The sequence below is a fragment of the Siphonobacter curvatus genome (assembly GCF_002943425.1).
Classification (GTDB): domain Bacteria; phylum Bacteroidota; class Bacteroidia; order Cytophagales; family Spirosomataceae; genus Siphonobacter; species Siphonobacter curvatus.
Window position 1 is genome coordinate 2,994,622 of record NZ_PTRA01000001.1, and the last position, 16,091, is coordinate 3,010,712.

A 16,091-nucleotide genomic window follows, 5' to 3' on the forward strand; every position below is an offset into this window, starting at 1 on the left:
CATGAAACAGCGAATCAATATCGCCCAGTCGAATGCAGAAGCCGTCAAAGGATTGCTTGCACTCGAAAAATTCACCAGCCCTCTGTCCGCTACGCACAAGGAACTCATTAAAATGCGTACGTCGCAACTCAATGGCTGTGCCTTTTGCATCGACATGCACACCAAAGATGCCCGTAAAAACGGCGAAACTGAGCAGCGGATTTATCTGCTGAATGCCTGGAAAGAAACCAATTTATATACCGAGGAAGAACGAGCCATTCTGGCACTTACGGAAGAAGTGACCCTCATTCATCAGGGCGGCGTATCCGATGCCACCTATGCCAAAGCCCATCAACTGTTTGACGACCAATACCTTACGCAGCTGATTATAGCCATCGTAGCCATCAATGCCTGGAACCGAATTGCCATTACCACGCAGTTGCAACCGGCTTCGAATTAATGATTAGTTCCCTTTTCTGCTTTTCAGAGACGCGATGCCCTCGCGTCTCTTTGCTTGGTACTATAAAAAACATGGGATGAACGGCGGAGCTTCTTCAAAAAAATAGCATCTTTCGTAGGCACTTGTTTCGCTTCTACTAACGCCCGGTTTATTATGGATCAGCGAATTATTAACCTCTTCGACGAATATACCCACAAGCCTTTAACCCGGCAAGATTTCCTGAGCCGACTGGCCAAACTTACCGGTAGTGTGACGGCGGCCATGGCCGTGTTACCCCTGCTGGAAGTCAATTACGCCCACGCCACGACCATTCCCGAAGACGACCCCGATCTACGCCTCGAAGATGTTTCGTATCCGGGTGAAGGGACGACCATGAAAGGGTATCTGGCTCAGCCCAAAGCTCCCGGAAAACGCGGCATTGTCTTGGTCATTCACGAAAACCGGGGCCTTAATCCGCACATTCGTGATGTAACCCGTCGCGTAGCGAAAGCCGGATACGTCGCCTTGGCCCCCGATGCTCTTTCCCCATTTGGAGGTACGCCCAGCAATGAGGACGAGGCTCGCACGCTCATCGGCAAGCTCGATAAGGAGCAAAATCTCCAGAACTTTCTTAAAAGCTTTGCGTACGCCAAAGGTTTGAAGGCGGCGAATGGCAAAACGGGTTGCGTTGGTTTTTGCTGGGGCGGAGCCTTAGCGAATCAACTCGCCATCCATGACCCCACGCTGGATGCCGCCGTTGCTTTTTACGGTCGCCAACCCGAAGCCGCGGATGTCGCTAAAATCAAATCGGCCGTGCAATTACATTACGGAGGGCTGGACGAAGGCGTCAACAAAGGCATCCCCGCCTACGAAGAAGCTCTGAAAGCGAATCATATCCATTACGAACTATACGTGTACGAAGGGGCTCAGCACGCCTTTAACAACGACACGGCTCCAACGCGATACAACGAAGCCGCTGCCAAACTAGCCTGGGAGCGTACTCTCACGTTTTTTAAAGCCCGTTTGGGGTAGGCAGCTGGGTCTGAATCAAGCCGCTTTCTCTGACGTCTCATCTCTCTTTTTTCATGAACAAACGCTACTTTCTTCTCCCCCTGTTAGCCATCCTTTTACTCGCTTCCAAGCCCGAGAAAACGTATCCGGTAGGGCAGATTAAAACGCCCCAGGGTGAGATTCTTTTCTGGCTGTACGACGAAACGCCTAATCACAAAGCCAGCTTTATCAAACTGGCCAAACAAGGCTACTGGGATTCGTACACCTTCAACCGGGTCATTCCGAATTTCGTGGCTCAGGGCGGCTGTCCTGATACGCCGGAAGGGTTTGCCGGTTCGCCCTATTTGCTCAAGCCGGAATTTGTCAAGAGCATCCGCCACGTTTATGGAGCTGTAGGTGCGGGGCGTGACGATAATCCGGGTATGCTTTCGGCGGGTTGTCAGTTTTATATTGTACAAAACAAACAGGGACTGGCCCGACTGGACGACAAATACACTGTATACGGACAGGTTTTTAAAGGGATGGACATAGTAGATGCGATTGTAGCCGTCAAACGCGACAGTACCGACACGCCCCTAACGCCCATTACACTGGATGTAAATGTGATACAGTTGAGCGGTTCGGAATTGAAAAAGTTGGGGTATTTCGTAAAATAAATCACCTTTGTTACCCCGCAACGCTGACCGCTAGCCGATTACAGGCCTTTTGATCGATAAACCTATGAAACGCTTTCTCTACCTCGGGGTGGCTCTGCTGACCCTGGGTTCCCTGCGAGCCCAACAGCCGAATCGACCTAACGTCATTTTCATTTTCTCAGACGACCACGCCTACCAGGCCATTAGTGCCTACGGTAGTAAACTCGCCCAAACGCCCAACATTGACCGGATCGCTAACGAAGGTGCCCTGTTACTCAACAATGTAGTCACCAATTCCATTTGCGGACCGAGCCGGGCTACCTTACTCACGGGCAAGTACAGTCACCTGAACGGGTACAAGCTCAACGAACGGAAGTTCAACATCAACCAGCCCGTCTTTCCCGAAGAATTGCAGAAAAACGGCTATCAGACGGCCTGGATTGGAAAAATGCACCTGGGCAGTCTGCCCCACGGGTTCGATTATCTGGATGTACTACCCGGCCAGGGGCATTATTACAGTCCGGACTTCGTGAACGGGAAGAAAGATACCGTGCGGCATGAAGGCAAGTACGTGAGCAATGTCATTACCGAGCTTTCGCTTGACTGGCTCAATAAACGGGATGCCTCTAAGCCCTTTTTTCTGGTTGTGGGACACAAGGCCACGCACCGCGAATGGCTGCCCGACATTCAGGATTTAGGAGCGTATGACGACGTGAACTTCCCCCTTCCCGCTTCGTTTTATGATGCCTACGAAGGTCGGGAAGCCGCCGAAAAACAGGATATGACCATCGACCAAACGATGCGTTTGAAGGAAGACCTGAAAGTTCACCTGAACTACGACGCGAAGAACCGATTCAACGGCTACAACCGCTTTTCACCCGAGCAGAAAAAAGCTTTTTACGACTACTACGAAAACAAAATCAGTAAGGAATTTGACGAGAAGAAACTGACGGGTAAAGCCTTAGTGGAATGGAAATACCAGCGGTATTTAAAAGATTACCTCGCTACGGCAAAATCTTTGGACCGCAACATTGGCCGATTACTGGACTACCTGGATCAAAAGGGGCTGGCTAAAAATACCGTCGTGATTTATGCGTCCGATCAGGGTTTCTATATGGGTGAACACGGCTGGTTTGACAAACGATTCATCTACGAAGAATCCCTGAAAACGCCCTTCGTGATTCGGTACCCGGGCGTCATCCAAGCGGGTAAAAAAGTACCGCAGCTGGTGTCGAATATCGACTGGGCTCCTACCCTGCTTGAGCTGACGGGTACGAAGGTTCCTCAAGATATTCAGGGAAAATCCTTTCTGCCCCTGCTGAAAAACGAAAAACCAGCCTGGCGGACGGCGGCGTATTACCACTACTACGAATTTCCGGAACCGCACCACGTGTACCCGCACTTTGGCGTGCGTACGGAGCGTTATACGCTGGTGCACTTTTACGGGGACATCAATACCTGGGAACTGTATGATTTACAGAAAGATCCTCAGCAATTAAAAAACCTGTATGGTCAGAAAGGTACCGAGAAAATCACCGCTGATCTAAAAGCCCAACTGAAAGAGCTGATGGTTACGTACAAAGACGACGAAGCCCTGGGCCTGCTGCAACAAACCAATCCGTAACGAACCGGAAGCCCCGCTGACAAGGTATCTTCGCGGGGCTTTCTGATTTTTAGCTTTCGAATGAAGACATTACTCCTTTGGGCATGGACTGGGCTCTTGTTTTCCTGCCAGGAAAAAGCGAAAACGCAGTCCGACATTGCGGTTTGTAAAGTGCCGACACGGGCGGTGACTCTAGCAGGTCAAACGACGAGTGCTCCATCAGCGGCTGCGGATACGAAGGACATGGTACGGATTCCGGGGGGCGATTTCCAGATGGGCTCCAATGACTTTGAGGACACGCGACCGGTACACCCCGTGCATGTCAATCCCTTTCTGATGGATACGCACGAGGTTACCAATGCCGAATTTGCGGCCTTCGTGAAAGCCACCCAGTACAAAACCATTGCCGAGCGTCCACTCAATCCTGCGGATTATCCGGGTGTTCCGGCGGACAAGCTCGTTCCGGGTTCGGCCGTATTTACACCACCAGCCCAGCCCGTTCCGCTTGAAAACCCCTTAGCGTGGTGGGAGTACGTAGCCGGTGCCAACTGGCAGCATCCGAAAGGTCCGCATTCAAAAGCCGTACCCAACGAACCCGTCGTCCATATCGCCTACGAAGATGCCCTTGCCTACGCTCAGTGGGCGGGTAAACGCCTGCCCACCGAAGCGGAGTGGGAATTTGCCGCTCGCGGCGGACAAACGCAGGCATTGCCTTACTACTGGGGTTCAGAACTCAAACCCGGCGGTCGCTGGGTGGCTAATATTCACCAGGGACACTTCCCTGATCACAATACGAAAGAAGATGGCTTTGCGGACGTAGCTCCGGTACGCTCGTACCCGGCCAATGCCTACGGCCTGTACGATATGGATGGGAATGTCTGGGAATGGTGCTCGGATTATTACCGGCCGGATTACTACGCATCGAGTCCGAAAGACAACCCGAAAGGTCCCAACGACAGCTACGACCCGCAGGAACCGGGGGCGGTCAAACGCGTGCAACGCGGCGGTTCATTTCTGTGCAGCGATCAGTACTGCATTCGTTACAGAACGGGCAGTCGGGGTAAGGGCGAAGTGACCAGCGGCAGTAATAACCTGGGTTTTCGCTGCGTAAAGGATGTTCGCTAAGTTTGCATCCCTTAAGGTAATCCCCGAAACTGCATGCCTCAGGCTACTACGCAGGTTGCCGCCATGGTAACGCTGTATCACTCCGAACCTACCGTCCTGACGAATGTTGATTCGTACCTCGATCAGGTGGGGAAGCTTTACGTCATCGACAATTCCGAACAGCCGGACGAACGTCTACGAGAGGCTTTGCAACTACGCTCGCCTCGTTTGCTATACCTTGCTCCGCGTGGCAATGAAGGACTGGGCGTTGCCTTAAACCGGGCCGCTGAACAGGCGTTGGCTGACGGCTACTCGCATCTGCTGATGATGGATGACGACTCCTCCCTTCCCGCCGGAGCCATCGAGCAGTTGTACCAAACGGCCGTTTCCAGGCCAGAAGCGGGCATTGTTTCGGCGGTGATGGTCGATCAGTCGGCACTCCAAACGGATCGCTCGACAAAACCTCCTACCATCGATCCGGTCCTGACGGCTATTACGGCGGGTAGTTTGCTGAATCTGGCCGCGTATCAGGTAGCCGGGCCTTTTCAGGAAGATTTATTCATCGATTGGGTGGATCTGGAGTACAGCTTTCGCCTGAAACGACACGGGTTCCCGATTCTGGCCGATGGCCACGTCCGATTGTTGCACCGCATTGGTATCAAGAAAAAAATACGGCTGTTGGGCTTTATTCCCTATCAGTGGCGGTCGCATAATCCCGTCCGGCTGTATTACAAATTCCGGAACAGTTTATACCTGCTCGGCCGCGATCAGGATGTCATTCCGGCCCGGTTTAAACGCCGTTTTCACAAGGAACTCCGCCGTAATCTGTATCAGATTTTACTGGCCGAGCCCAACAAGGGACGATTTTTCTCCCTCATCCGGAAAGCCGTAGCAGATGCCCGGGCCGGAAAGCTCGGCAAGCTGGAGGAGTAAGGTATACGGATGGTCAAAGGCTAGAATTTTACCCGCTGCCCAGACGCTTCATCCTCCGAAAGTAAATGTCCGCAAACGAACAAGCACTGTTCATTTGCGGACATTTACTTTACATAATAATCTGATTATCAGAATTATTTAAATTATATATTCCGAATGGCATAGCTTTCTACAAAGCACTTTTGCTCCTTTCATCTCGTCTGCCTATGCTTCGTAATTACTTGAAAATCGCCGTTCGTAACCTCTTCAAAAATCCGGGGTACAGCTTCATCAATATCATGGGACTGGCCGTAGGGATGGCCGCCAGCATGCTCATCATGCTCTGGATTCTGGATGAATTTAGTTACGATACGTTTCACACGAAGAAAGACCGGCTTTACCGGGTTATGCGAAACTTCAAGGAGTCCGAAACCAATACCTGGACTTCGTCTTCGCAGGGGGGCTTACTGGGTGATTACCTCCGCAAGAACATTCCGGAGATGAAAAACGTCACGATGACTGGCTGGGAATCGCCGATGGCACTGGCGTACCAGGACAAGGTGATGAAGAAAACCACGATGACGGTGGAGCCGGATTTTTTCCGCATGTTTTCCTTCGAACCCGTTAAAGGTTCACTCCAGACGGCCTTCAAAAATCCTAATTCTATTGTCTTAACGGAATCAACGGCCAAAGCTCTTTTTGGCGACGAAGATCCAATTAATAAAGTAATTCGCTACTACGGTCAGGTGGACCTGAAAGTCACCGCCGTACTGAAAGATTACCCGAAAAACTCACGATTTGGTTTCGAGGCCTTAATCCCCGTAAAACTCTACGATGCTCTGGGCTGGAATTCCTACGGCTGGAGTAACAACAACTTTCAGCTTTACGTCGAGCTGGATCCAAATGCGAATGAGGAGGCGGTAAATGCGAAGATTCGAAATATCTATACACAACAGGATAAAGGCTCCAGCAACGGTGATATTTTTCTGCACGCCCTGACCCGTTCCCGCCTGCATAGCCGCTTCGAAAACGGCGTATCCGTGGGCGGTCGCATCGAAAACGTTCAGTTGTTTGGGATCATCGCCGGATTTGTACTACTCATTGCCTGTATCAATTTCATGAACCTGAGTACGGCCCGTAGTGAAAAGCGGGCCCGCGAAGTAGGCATCCGCAAGACTTCTGGAGCCATGCGAAGCGGCCTGATCGGGCAGTTTCTGGGCGAATCGTTGTTGCTGGCACTCTTGGGATTTCTTCTGGCCATTGGTCTGGTGGAAGTAAGCCTTCCCTGGTTTAACGAGCTGGTTGAGAAACAATTATCCATTGACTTTTTGCACCCCTTGTACTGGCTGGCGGCTCTGTCGATCGTAGCTCTTACGGGTATTCTGGCGGGCAGTTATCCGGCATTTTACCTGTCGTCCTTCAATCCAGTTACGGTACTCAAAGGCACCATGCAAACGGGCCGAGCGGCTTCGCTTCCTCGTAAGATACTAGTCATACTACAATTTTCTTTCTCCATCGCTCTCATTATCAGTACTATTCTGGTATACCAGCAGATTCAGCACGCCAAAAACCAGCCCCTCGGCTACGATCAGGAAAACCTGATGTACTTCGCCATGGAAGGCGATGCCCCTAATCACTGGCAGGCGTTACGTAGTGAAATCATGGCTACGGGACTGGCCGAAAACGCCTATGCTTCCAGTTCAGTACCCGCAGCGGAAGGCGGTTCCAACGGCTGGGGTTTCAACTGGCGGGGCCGCAAACCCGAGCAGTTCAACCAAGTTTTTGAGTTTATGCGAGTGAGTTATGATTTCGTTAAAACAGCGGGAATCCAGGTACTGGCGGGTCGCGATTTTTCACCGGCTTATCCGGGTGATACGTCCCGGGCCGTCATTTTGAACGAATCGGCGGTAAAAGTACTGGGATTCAAAAATCCGCTGGGCGAAACCATCACCCGGGGCGAACCGAACGAACGCTACGCTGAAAAATATACGGTCGTGGGCGTCGTCAAAAATTTCGCGTACGGTTCGCCTTATGAAACGATGTCTCCCATGATGATCAATTTGTCGGTGAATGGCGGGAACATGGGTTATCTGGTCGTCCGTCTACGCGGGGCTAGTTCCAACAGTATCGAAAAAATCCAGAGCCTTTACCAGAAATACGCCCGCAACGTTCCCTTCGACTACCACTTCATTGATTCCGATTTCGAGAAACGCTTTCAGGCCGAACGCCTGCTGGGCAGCCTGGCTTTTGTCTTTGGTAGCCTGGCCGTTTTCATCTCCTGTCTGGGCCTATTCGGGCTGGCTTCGTTCATGGCTGAGCAGCGTCGTAAGGAAATTGGCGTACGCAAAGTACTGGGAGCCAGCGTACTGAACCTCTGGGGTTTACTTTCCAAAGATTTCATCGTACTGGTCGGTTTATCCTTTCTCATTGCTTCACCCCTGGCGTACTACTTCATGAGCGACTGGCTCAACAAGTACGCTATCCGCATCGAGATTGGCTGGCTGGTCTTTGCGATTTCGGGTTGTATCGCGTTGGGTATCACACTGCTCACGGTTAGTTACCAGGCCATTCGGGCGGCTTCGGCCAATCCGGTTAAAAGTTTAAAAACCGAGTAATCGCGTTTTACCTCAACTTCCTACTTCTATGCTCCGTAACTACATCAAAATTGCCCTGCGAAACCTGCTGCGAAACAAAGGGTTCTCCATCATTAATATTCTGGGCCTGAGCATTGGGCTGGCCTGCTGTATGCTAATTATTCTGTACACCAAAGACGAGGTGAGTTTCGATGCCTTCCAGGCCCGTAAGGATCAGCTGTATCGGGTGACGTGTACCATTCAGGATATGAACGGGGAGAAGCAGAAGCTAGGAATTGCAGCCCTAACGCAGGGACCTTCGTTTAAAGAGGACATTCCGGAGGTACTGGAATTTTCGCGGGTACAGGATCGGAGTATGTTCGTGCGTTCGGGCAGTGAGGTTTTCACTGAAAAAGCCGTTTGGGCCGACAAAAACTTCTTTACGCTGTTCTCTTTTCCACTGGTCGCGGGAAACCCTAAAACGGTACTCTCGGATATTCATTCGCTGGTTTTGACGGAAGAAATGGCCGAAAAATACTTCGGTACTACACAGGCTCTGGGCAAAAAGCTGGAATTCGAAATCAATAATAAGTTCGAAACTTTCGTCGTATCGGGCATCGCCAAAAATGCTCCGCAGAACTCGACCATTCAGTTTAAAATACTCTTGCCGTTTGTGTATCAAGAGATTCACGAAAAGGATGATAACTGGCTCTGGCTTTCGTTCCCAACCTACCTGCTATTGCATCCTTCGGCTGATATAGCCACGGTTGAGAAAAAGATGAATCAGGTCTACCTCACCCGTTCAAAGGAGCAACGGGCGGAGGCGAGCAAGCACGGCTTCAAGGACCATTTTAACTGGGGATTACAGCCGTTCCTGCAAATGCACCTGGCTACCGACATCCAGTATACGCCACAGGCTAGTAATCCCATGTATTCGTACATTCTGCTGGGCATTGCTCTCTTTGTATTGCTAATTGCCTGCATCAATTTCGTGAATCTGACCGTGGCTCAATCCTTACGCCGAAGCCGGGAAATCGGTATTCGAAAAGTAGTAGGCGGTCAGCGAAGTCAGTTGATGGGGCAGTTCTTGGGTGAATCGTTCATTCTGTGTTTTCTAGCCTTTACGCTGGCCATTTTGCTGGCCGAAGCGAGTCTGCCGTTCTTCAACGAACTAGCCAATAAGGAATTAAGTCTGACTTATCTGCTGGATTATCAGCTAGTTCTGGGCGTAGTGGTTTTATTTTTGGTTACGGGTTTTGCGGCAGGCTTCTATCCGGCTTTGGTTTTATCGGGCTTTGATCCGCTGCAAACGTTGTACAATCGCTTCCGGTTTTCGGGTAAAAACTATCTATCGAAGGGGCTGGTCGTCTTGCAGTTTTCACTGGCCACGTTCCTGATTATTACAACGCTGTTCATTTATGCCCAGTTTAATTACCTGACAAACAAGGACCTGGGTTACAATGAAAAGAACCTGCTGTCCGTTACGGTCGGCTGGAATAGGACGGATAGCCCTACCTCCACCCGGCAACAAACCTTTGAACATGAGTTAAGTCATGCCCCAGGCGTACAACAGGTAGCACCCGTCATGGATGGCTCCTGGACCACTACTGCAAAAGCCAATGGCGTGGAGCTGGATGTGAAGTACGAGCACGTCGACGAACACTTTTTACCGGCCATGCAGATACCGATGGTTGAGGGTCGAAATTTTTCCGCGGCTTACCCCGCCGATTCTACGCACTCGGTGCTCGTCAATGAAGCCTTTGTTCAGAAAGTGGGCTGGAAAGGTTCAGCCATCGGTAAAACCGTCGATTTTTTGAACGGCAATGATACTAAACTGACGATTGTAGGCGTCGTGAAAGACTATCATTTCGCTTCGCTTAAAGCCAAAATTAGTCCGCAATTGTTCAGTTCGAATCCACACCTACCCTTTGGGCGTTTTCTGATTCGGGTACAACCCGATAAACTTCCCCGGGCAATCCAGTCGATCGAGGCTACGTACCGGAAGCTAGTTCCGTACCGTCCTTTTTCGTATGATTTTATCGATGAGCTGAATTATAAGAATTACGAAGCCGAAGCTAAGTGGAAGCAGATTATCACGTTCGGAGCTATACTGACCATTTTTATTTCCTGCATCGGCCTATTTGGTCTGGCCAGTTTATCCATGCAACAGCGGACCAAGGAAATCGGCATTCGGAAAGTACTCGGAGCTTCGGTGTTGCAACTTTCGAATCTGCTGGCCAAAAACTTCCTGACCCTGGTACTGATTGCTTTTGTGGTAGCCATTCCGGCGGCCTGGTACGTGACCCAACGCTGGCTGGAAAACTTCGCGTATCGCATTGACATTACGTGGCAAACCTTCGCCCTAGCCGCCCTGCTGACGAGTGGTATTGCCCTGATCACGGTGAGTTTCAATACCATTCGTACGGCTTTGGCTAATCCAATAAAATCTTTAAAATCAGAGTAAATCATTTATAAATGCTGTTTGACCTTTTACAAACACAGCCATGCAAAAAGTTCTGATTCTGGCAGCTATGCTCTTTGGTGTACCTGCCTTAGCCCAGCAATCCATTCATTCATCGATTCATGACGATGGCAAGAAGTTACACATCGACATTCACGGGACGGTGAATGGAAAAGCGTTTGATTTCGAGAATTCGTACGATGTGAGTCAAATGAGCAAAGAGGAGCGAAAAGAGCTGATCAATCAGGCGTATCGGTCCGTCGGCCTACAGCCCCCCAAGCCACCGACTCCGCCCTCCTCTCCGAGTGCACCGTCGGCTCCGAGTGCTCCTTCCTCACTAAATACGCCTCCTACGCCACCGACTCCACCCAGTCCGGCCTTGACACCTGCTCCGCCTACACCCCCTAGCCCACCGACTCCCGCAGAATCCCAGTACCGGATTCCCAAAGATGCTTCCCTTACCATTGATGAGACTGACGAAATGATGTCGGTTAAACTTGAACGTACGCATAACGGCAAGCGAAACGTGCTGCAAAAGTCCTATAACATCAAAGGCAAAAGCGAAGCTGAAAAGCGTGAACTAATCGAAGCCGCGACGCAGGAGTTTGAAAAACAATAAATTTGAGAGTATGAATGGCCCCGACCTGCTAACTTGGCAGGCCGGGGTTTTTGTTTAGTGTTGCTGCGTATCGCGGGACCCGTATTTCATCGTTTCATTATGTCGCCAGAAATAGATTGAGTTCTCGTGATTAACCTAGACAGAGTTCGTCCTCCTTACTGGCTGGCTAGTAGCCTGTGGTCCACTCCACGACTAACGACAGCCCGTTCAGGCCCACCGCATTGCGGCTGTCGTAGGTCGTTCCGCGGCTCACAGGCGGGAGAGGTTTTCTTCTTTCAGCAATAGTTGATGGTTGTCAGAATATAGTCGGGTATCTCCATGGGAGATATAAAACTGGGGCCCGCATAGAATGCATACGGACTAAATCACCAACCATGCTTGAGGGACCAGATCCGGTCTGTTTAAGGCTAAAGAATCAAACAACCCCTACTTCATGCGAAAAGCATCTTTCCTACTACTCTTACTAAGCTGGGCAACCCTCACCTTTGCTCAGCAAAATCCCGCGTCTACGCCTACAGATACTACCCTCTCGATACCCGAAAAGTGTTTTGAGACGTTTTGGCAAACCTTTGAGGATCATTACGCTTTTTTTCGTTTGCGGAACATCGACTGGCAGGCTAGCTATAAACAATACCGGCCCCGCGTCACGGCGACTACTTCGGATGATTCCCTCTTCTCGGTGTTATCTCAATTGGTAGCTCCGTTTGAGGATGATCACATCAACATCATCATTCCCGGCAAACGACAGTACAAGGCCCGAAAACCTTCGACATTTCTGGCGGATTTTCCGGATAAAGAAGCCAAAGCTTTATTCTGGAAAGCTACGGATGCCACGCTGGAACGAAACGGGTTTCAACCCGTAAAAACGATTGGACCTGTATTCCGTAATACTCCGCTTTTTTCGTATACGCGTTCGAAAAACTACGGCTACATCCGAACGGGTCGGTGCTTTGTTTCCGAAGATACGTCGGATGATGCCCCGCAGGATGCCGCATTAGCGGGAGCGATCCTGGATTCGGTTTTACGGCAGATGGTTGGCGTACAGGCCTTACTCGTGGATGCCCGGATGAATATTGGAGGCAATGATGAATTTTCGTACGCGTTTGCGGGTAGGTTTACGTCGAAGAAAGTACTGGGCCACAGCAAACAAACCCGAAAAGGCGGTTATGAAGACTTTACACCCTTGGAAAAATGGTACATCCAACCCGAGTCGAAAAAGCCTTTTACCCGACCCGTCGTCGTACTCACCAATGACCAGACCGCAAGTGCCGGCGATGTACTGGCGATGATTTTGAAAGCCTTACCCCAAACCACACTTGTTGGTGAAAATACCAGGGGCATTTATTCCGATATGTACGGCTTTGAATTGCCAAACCAATGGCAGATTTCACTATCCAATCAACGCTATTACGCGGCGGATGGCGTTTGCTACGAAGCAAAAGGTACACCCGTAGATCTAGTCGTAAAGAATACCCGCAAAGAAGCCCAACAGAGGCAGGATACCGTTCTATCAGCCGCTTTGACTCGTTTGAAGCAGGGTCGGTCCAAGTAACTGCCCGTCTGTACTTTTCAATCAGATCTGACTTAGGTTGACACCGGGTATAAAAGATTTACGTTATTTTTTTCGATAAACGCCTAGAGCAATTATACATTCTGCCCAAACGTAAGCAGGTTAGAGTCTGGATCAAGGATGGAAAATTCGATCACACCCCAGGGTTTGTAATCCAATTCGGTTGACTTCAATCCTTGATCCTGTATAAACTGGTACCACTCTCGGATGGCATCGGTACGAATGTAGACCTGTCCATAATTTTCAGCCGGATCGAGTTCTTTGAACTCAAAAAAGTGAATTTCGATGGCATCCTTTTTCACCATCAGATAACCTTCGTAATCCACCGTTCCAAGCTCCGCGAATTGCAATTGATGCAAGTAAAAATCCCGGGTAGCGGCCTTATCCCGCATGGGTAATTTGGGGTGAATTTGCGTGAGCATAGGGCTTGAAGATTTGGATTAAGTACACCTATTTTAAAATTACAAACGTCGGGCTTTTAACTCTTTAGCAGCGTATGCGGCAGCCCGGGCCGTTAGAGCCATGTACAGCAGCGAGGGACTTTGGTTGCCCGTGCTGGTCATACAGGCTCCGTCGGTCACGAATACATTGCGTACGGCGTGCATCTGATTGTGAGCATTAAGCAAGGACGTCTTCGGATCACGGCCCATGCGTACCCCTCCCATTTCGTGAATGTCGAGACCCGGAGCCTGCCTGTTGTCGTGTGTTTCGATATTCGTGCATCCCGCCTTTTCAAGCATGGTCTTACTTTCCCGAATAAAGTCCTCAGTCATTTTCTCATCGTTTTCGTCGTACCCTACCGAGGTAATCAGACTCGGAATACCCCAGGCATCCGTCTGATCCGTACTCAATCGCACGTGATTGCTATCCTTCGGAATGGTTTCACCCTGCATGTACATGTAAATCTGCCAAGTACCGGGTTCGGTCATGGCCTTTTTAAATTCCGCCCCAAAGCCCGGACTCTTGGCCGTCAACGTTCCTTTCTTCCGGTAAGCTCCCAGAAATGTCGTAAATCCGCCCAGGTAATCAGTATCCTGCTTGGCCAGATTACGGTAATTGGCGATAATAGCATCCGTCGGATTACGGCCGAAATAGTAGCGGTCGGTAAATCCCGGCATTTCTGCGTGCAAACTGGCCCGGTAATTATGAAAGGCCACGTATTTACCCAGCAGTCCGGAGTCGTTGCCTAGTCCATTCGGAAAACGGTTCGAACGGGAATTGAGCAAAATCAAATTGCTGTTTAGAGCCGAGGCATTTACAAAGATGACACGGGCCGAAAAGTCAATGACCTCTTTGCTCTCCGCATCAATCACCCGAACGCCCGACGCTTTCTGCGTGGCTTCGTCGTATCGAATGGAGTGCACGACGGAATGCGGCCGAATGGTAAGTTTTCCCGTTTTCTGAGCCCAGGGCAAGGTAGAAGATACAGAGCTAAAATAGCCCCCGTACGGACAACCCCGCATACACAGATTACGAGCCTGACACTTCCCCCGCCCCTGTTGCAGGTGAATGTCTTTGGGTTGCGTCAGATGAGCCCAGCGGGCCTGTACCAGATGACGATCCGGGTAATGTTTCCGGATGGATTCCTGGAGAGCCGTTTCTACGCAGTTGAGCTGAAAAGGCGGGAGAAATTCACCGTCGGGCATGGCTTCAATCCCATCCGCATGTCCGCAAACCCCGATAAATTTCTCCACGTGTGCGTACCAGGGAGCAATATCTGCGTACCGAATAGGCCAGTCAATGCCGTACCCAAACCGCTGGGGAGCAGTAAATTCGAAATCGCTCCATCGTTGACAGGCCCGGCCCCAAGTCAATGATTTACCGCCTACCTGATAACCGCGAATCCAGTCGAAAGGTTGCTCCTGAATATAGGGATGATCCTGATCACGGATGAAAAAATGAGCCGTATCCGAGCCAAACCCAGCGGCTTTGCTGATTAAGGGATTTTCATCCAGAAACGCTTTACTCATCCGGCCCCGGTGTGGTACCTGCCAGGGATGCAGGGGGGCAGTCGGATAATCTTTGAGGTGCTCGATCGAGCGTCCGCGTTCCAGTACCAGGGTCTTTAAGCCCTTTTCGCAGAGTTCTTTGGCCGCCCAGCCGCCACTAATACCTGAACCGATGACAATGGCATCGTAGGAACGTTCTTCTTTCATTTCAGCAACGTACAGTATTCGTGTAATCTAACACTAAAATAAAAATTTATTCATTTTTCATAGTGATAAACCAGGAACACCAATGTCATTTCCTAGGGATATGAGTAATTATTGGTGATTTCCTAGCAGGTTGATTTGGGGTGATTGGTCTGCGACGCCAGACCAGCACTGCCCCGATCATTCCATGACGATTTCAAATCGGGGCGAGCGATTAAATTAGTAACTTATTCATATTTTATTGAAATATAATATGATCGAATCGATAGGAATTGTAGCCATGAAGAGGCTATTTTTGTAGCAGTGCAGATTCCGAATGAGTCTCCGGCACACGCATTCCGCATGTATCTGCATACGTTTTACGTGCTTTTACCTGGCTTGCCGTCAACCGGGTTACGAACCTGAGCTTTACTAAAGAATTTTCATCATTTACCCGCATCCATGAGCTTCTTCTCCAACTGGTTTGGTCCAAAAAAGAAAAAGGACCAGCCCGACTTCGCGTTTTATGAAAACGTCATTCATACTATTGCCGTCTCTGAAACGCTAAAGGATAAATTACTACGCAAGGTCCGACAAGCCTTCGATCATCCGGAATCATTTTATGATCAGGAAGGTCAGTATCAACTATCGGCCCGGAGCCTGAATCCCAGAAAAGATGACGCTTTGTTGCCCAAATTTGTATTGATCGATCTTTTACAGGATCATAACGAAATGGCGGAAGTGGACTGGAAAGAAACCGAGCAAGAAGTTCGCTATTGGATCATCGCTTTGCTGGCAGCAAAAAACTACCCGGACTCACTATCGAACGAAGAGAAATACGGTCGCAATGTTCATACCGGCGAGGTCCTAGACTTAATTAACCAAAACGAATTAAAGCCCTTGGGTTATGCTCTGGAAATTCTGGATATCGACTCAGATAGTTACGTATTTACCATAGTACCACTCCATCGACAGGAGGAGGTTCAGGAGATGTTTAGAGTTCTGAAATAAGGCATTAGCAAGTCTGATTAGAAGATAACGGACTTGCTAATG

Annotated in this window: 13 protein-coding genes; 11 read left to right on the forward strand and 2 right to left on the reverse strand. The window is 50.0% G+C overall.

Going from position 1 to position 16,091, the window contains the following annotated elements; genetic code table 11:
- Position 1 precedes the first annotated feature (1 nt).
- The 10 genes from C5O19_RS12510 to C5O19_RS12555 all read left to right on the forward strand — a co-directional run bounded on the left by C5O19_RS12510 (position 2) and on the right by C5O19_RS12555 (position 12,888).
- Positions 2 to 439 (forward strand): carboxymuconolactone decarboxylase family protein, encoded by a 438-nt coding sequence (locus tag C5O19_RS12510; RefSeq protein ID WP_104712641.1) that lies wholly within the window; start codon positions 2 to 4, stop codon positions 437 to 439.
- 153 nt (positions 440 to 592) lie between these two features.
- Positions 593 to 1,450, forward strand: coding sequence for a dienelactone hydrolase family protein (locus C5O19_RS12515; RefSeq protein WP_104712643.1), 858 nt, complete (start codon positions 593 to 595; stop codon positions 1,448 to 1,450).
- A 53-nt stretch (positions 1,451 to 1,503) separates the two neighbouring features.
- Entirely contained in the window at positions 1,504 to 2,085 is a 582-nt protein-coding gene (locus C5O19_RS12520; protein ID WP_104712645.1) for a peptidylprolyl isomerase, read from the forward strand.
- Between the two features lie 64 nt (positions 2,086 to 2,149).
- Positions 2,150 to 3,688: a sulfatase family protein gene (locus C5O19_RS12525; RefSeq protein ID WP_104712647.1), complete on the forward strand. Its 1,539-nt coding sequence runs from the start codon at positions 2,150 to 2,152 to the stop codon at positions 3,686 to 3,688.
- Positions 3,689 to 3,748: 60 nt separating this feature from the next.
- The gene (locus tag C5O19_RS12530; RefSeq protein WP_104712649.1) at positions 3,749 to 4,792 is read left to right on the forward strand and encodes a formylglycine-generating enzyme family protein; all 1,044 of its coding nucleotides are present in this window, start codon (positions 3,749 to 3,751) and stop codon (positions 4,790 to 4,792) included.
- Between the two features lie 33 nt (positions 4,793 to 4,825).
- Positions 4,826 to 5,704, forward strand: a complete 879-nt coding sequence (locus C5O19_RS12535) for a glycosyltransferase (protein ID WP_104712652.1) — start codon at positions 4,826 to 4,828, stop codon at positions 5,702 to 5,704.
- A gap of 206 nt (positions 5,705 to 5,910) precedes the next feature.
- The gene (locus C5O19_RS12540) at positions 5,911 to 8,298 is read left to right on the forward strand and encodes an ABC transporter permease (protein WP_104712654.1); all 2,388 of its coding nucleotides are present in this window, start codon (positions 5,911 to 5,913) and stop codon (positions 8,296 to 8,298) included.
- A 28-nt stretch (positions 8,299 to 8,326) separates the two neighbouring features.
- Positions 8,327 to 10,720 carry an ABC transporter permease gene (locus C5O19_RS12545; RefSeq protein ID WP_104712656.1) on the forward strand — a complete coding sequence of 798 codons (2,394 nt, stop codon included), beginning with the start codon at positions 8,327 to 8,329 and terminating at the stop codon, positions 10,718 to 10,720.
- A 40-nt stretch (positions 10,721 to 10,760) separates the two neighbouring features.
- Positions 10,761 to 11,336 carry a hypothetical protein gene (locus C5O19_RS12550; RefSeq protein ID WP_104712658.1) on the forward strand — a complete coding sequence of 192 codons (576 nt, stop codon included), beginning with the start codon at positions 10,761 to 10,763 and terminating at the stop codon, positions 11,334 to 11,336.
- Positions 11,337 to 11,769: 433 nt separating this feature from the next.
- A complete protein-coding gene (locus C5O19_RS12555) occupies positions 11,770 to 12,888 on the forward strand; it encodes a S41 family peptidase (protein WP_104712660.1) in 1,119 nt (372 codons plus the stop codon).
- 92 nt (positions 12,889 to 12,980) lie between these two features.
- Here C5O19_RS12555 and C5O19_RS12560 read toward each other — a convergent pair whose 3' ends face one another.
- Positions 12,981 to 13,328: a bleomycin resistance protein gene (locus C5O19_RS12560; protein WP_104712663.1), complete on the reverse strand. Its 348-nt coding sequence runs from the start codon at positions 13,326 to 13,328 to the stop codon at positions 12,981 to 12,983.
- A gap of 39 nt (positions 13,329 to 13,367) precedes the next feature.
- The gene (locus C5O19_RS12565) at positions 13,368 to 15,062 is read right to left on the reverse strand and encodes a GMC oxidoreductase (protein WP_104712665.1); all 1,695 of its coding nucleotides are present in this window, start codon (positions 15,060 to 15,062) and stop codon (positions 13,368 to 13,370) included.
- Between the two features lie 438 nt (positions 15,063 to 15,500).
- On the opposite strand from C5O19_RS12565, the gene C5O19_RS12570 reads away from it, so the two are divergent.
- The gene (locus C5O19_RS12570; RefSeq protein ID WP_104712667.1) at positions 15,501 to 16,049 is read left to right on the forward strand and encodes a DUF6630 family protein; all 549 of its coding nucleotides are present in this window, start codon (positions 15,501 to 15,503) and stop codon (positions 16,047 to 16,049) included.
- The last annotated feature ends 42 nt before the right edge of the window (positions 16,050 to 16,091 follow it).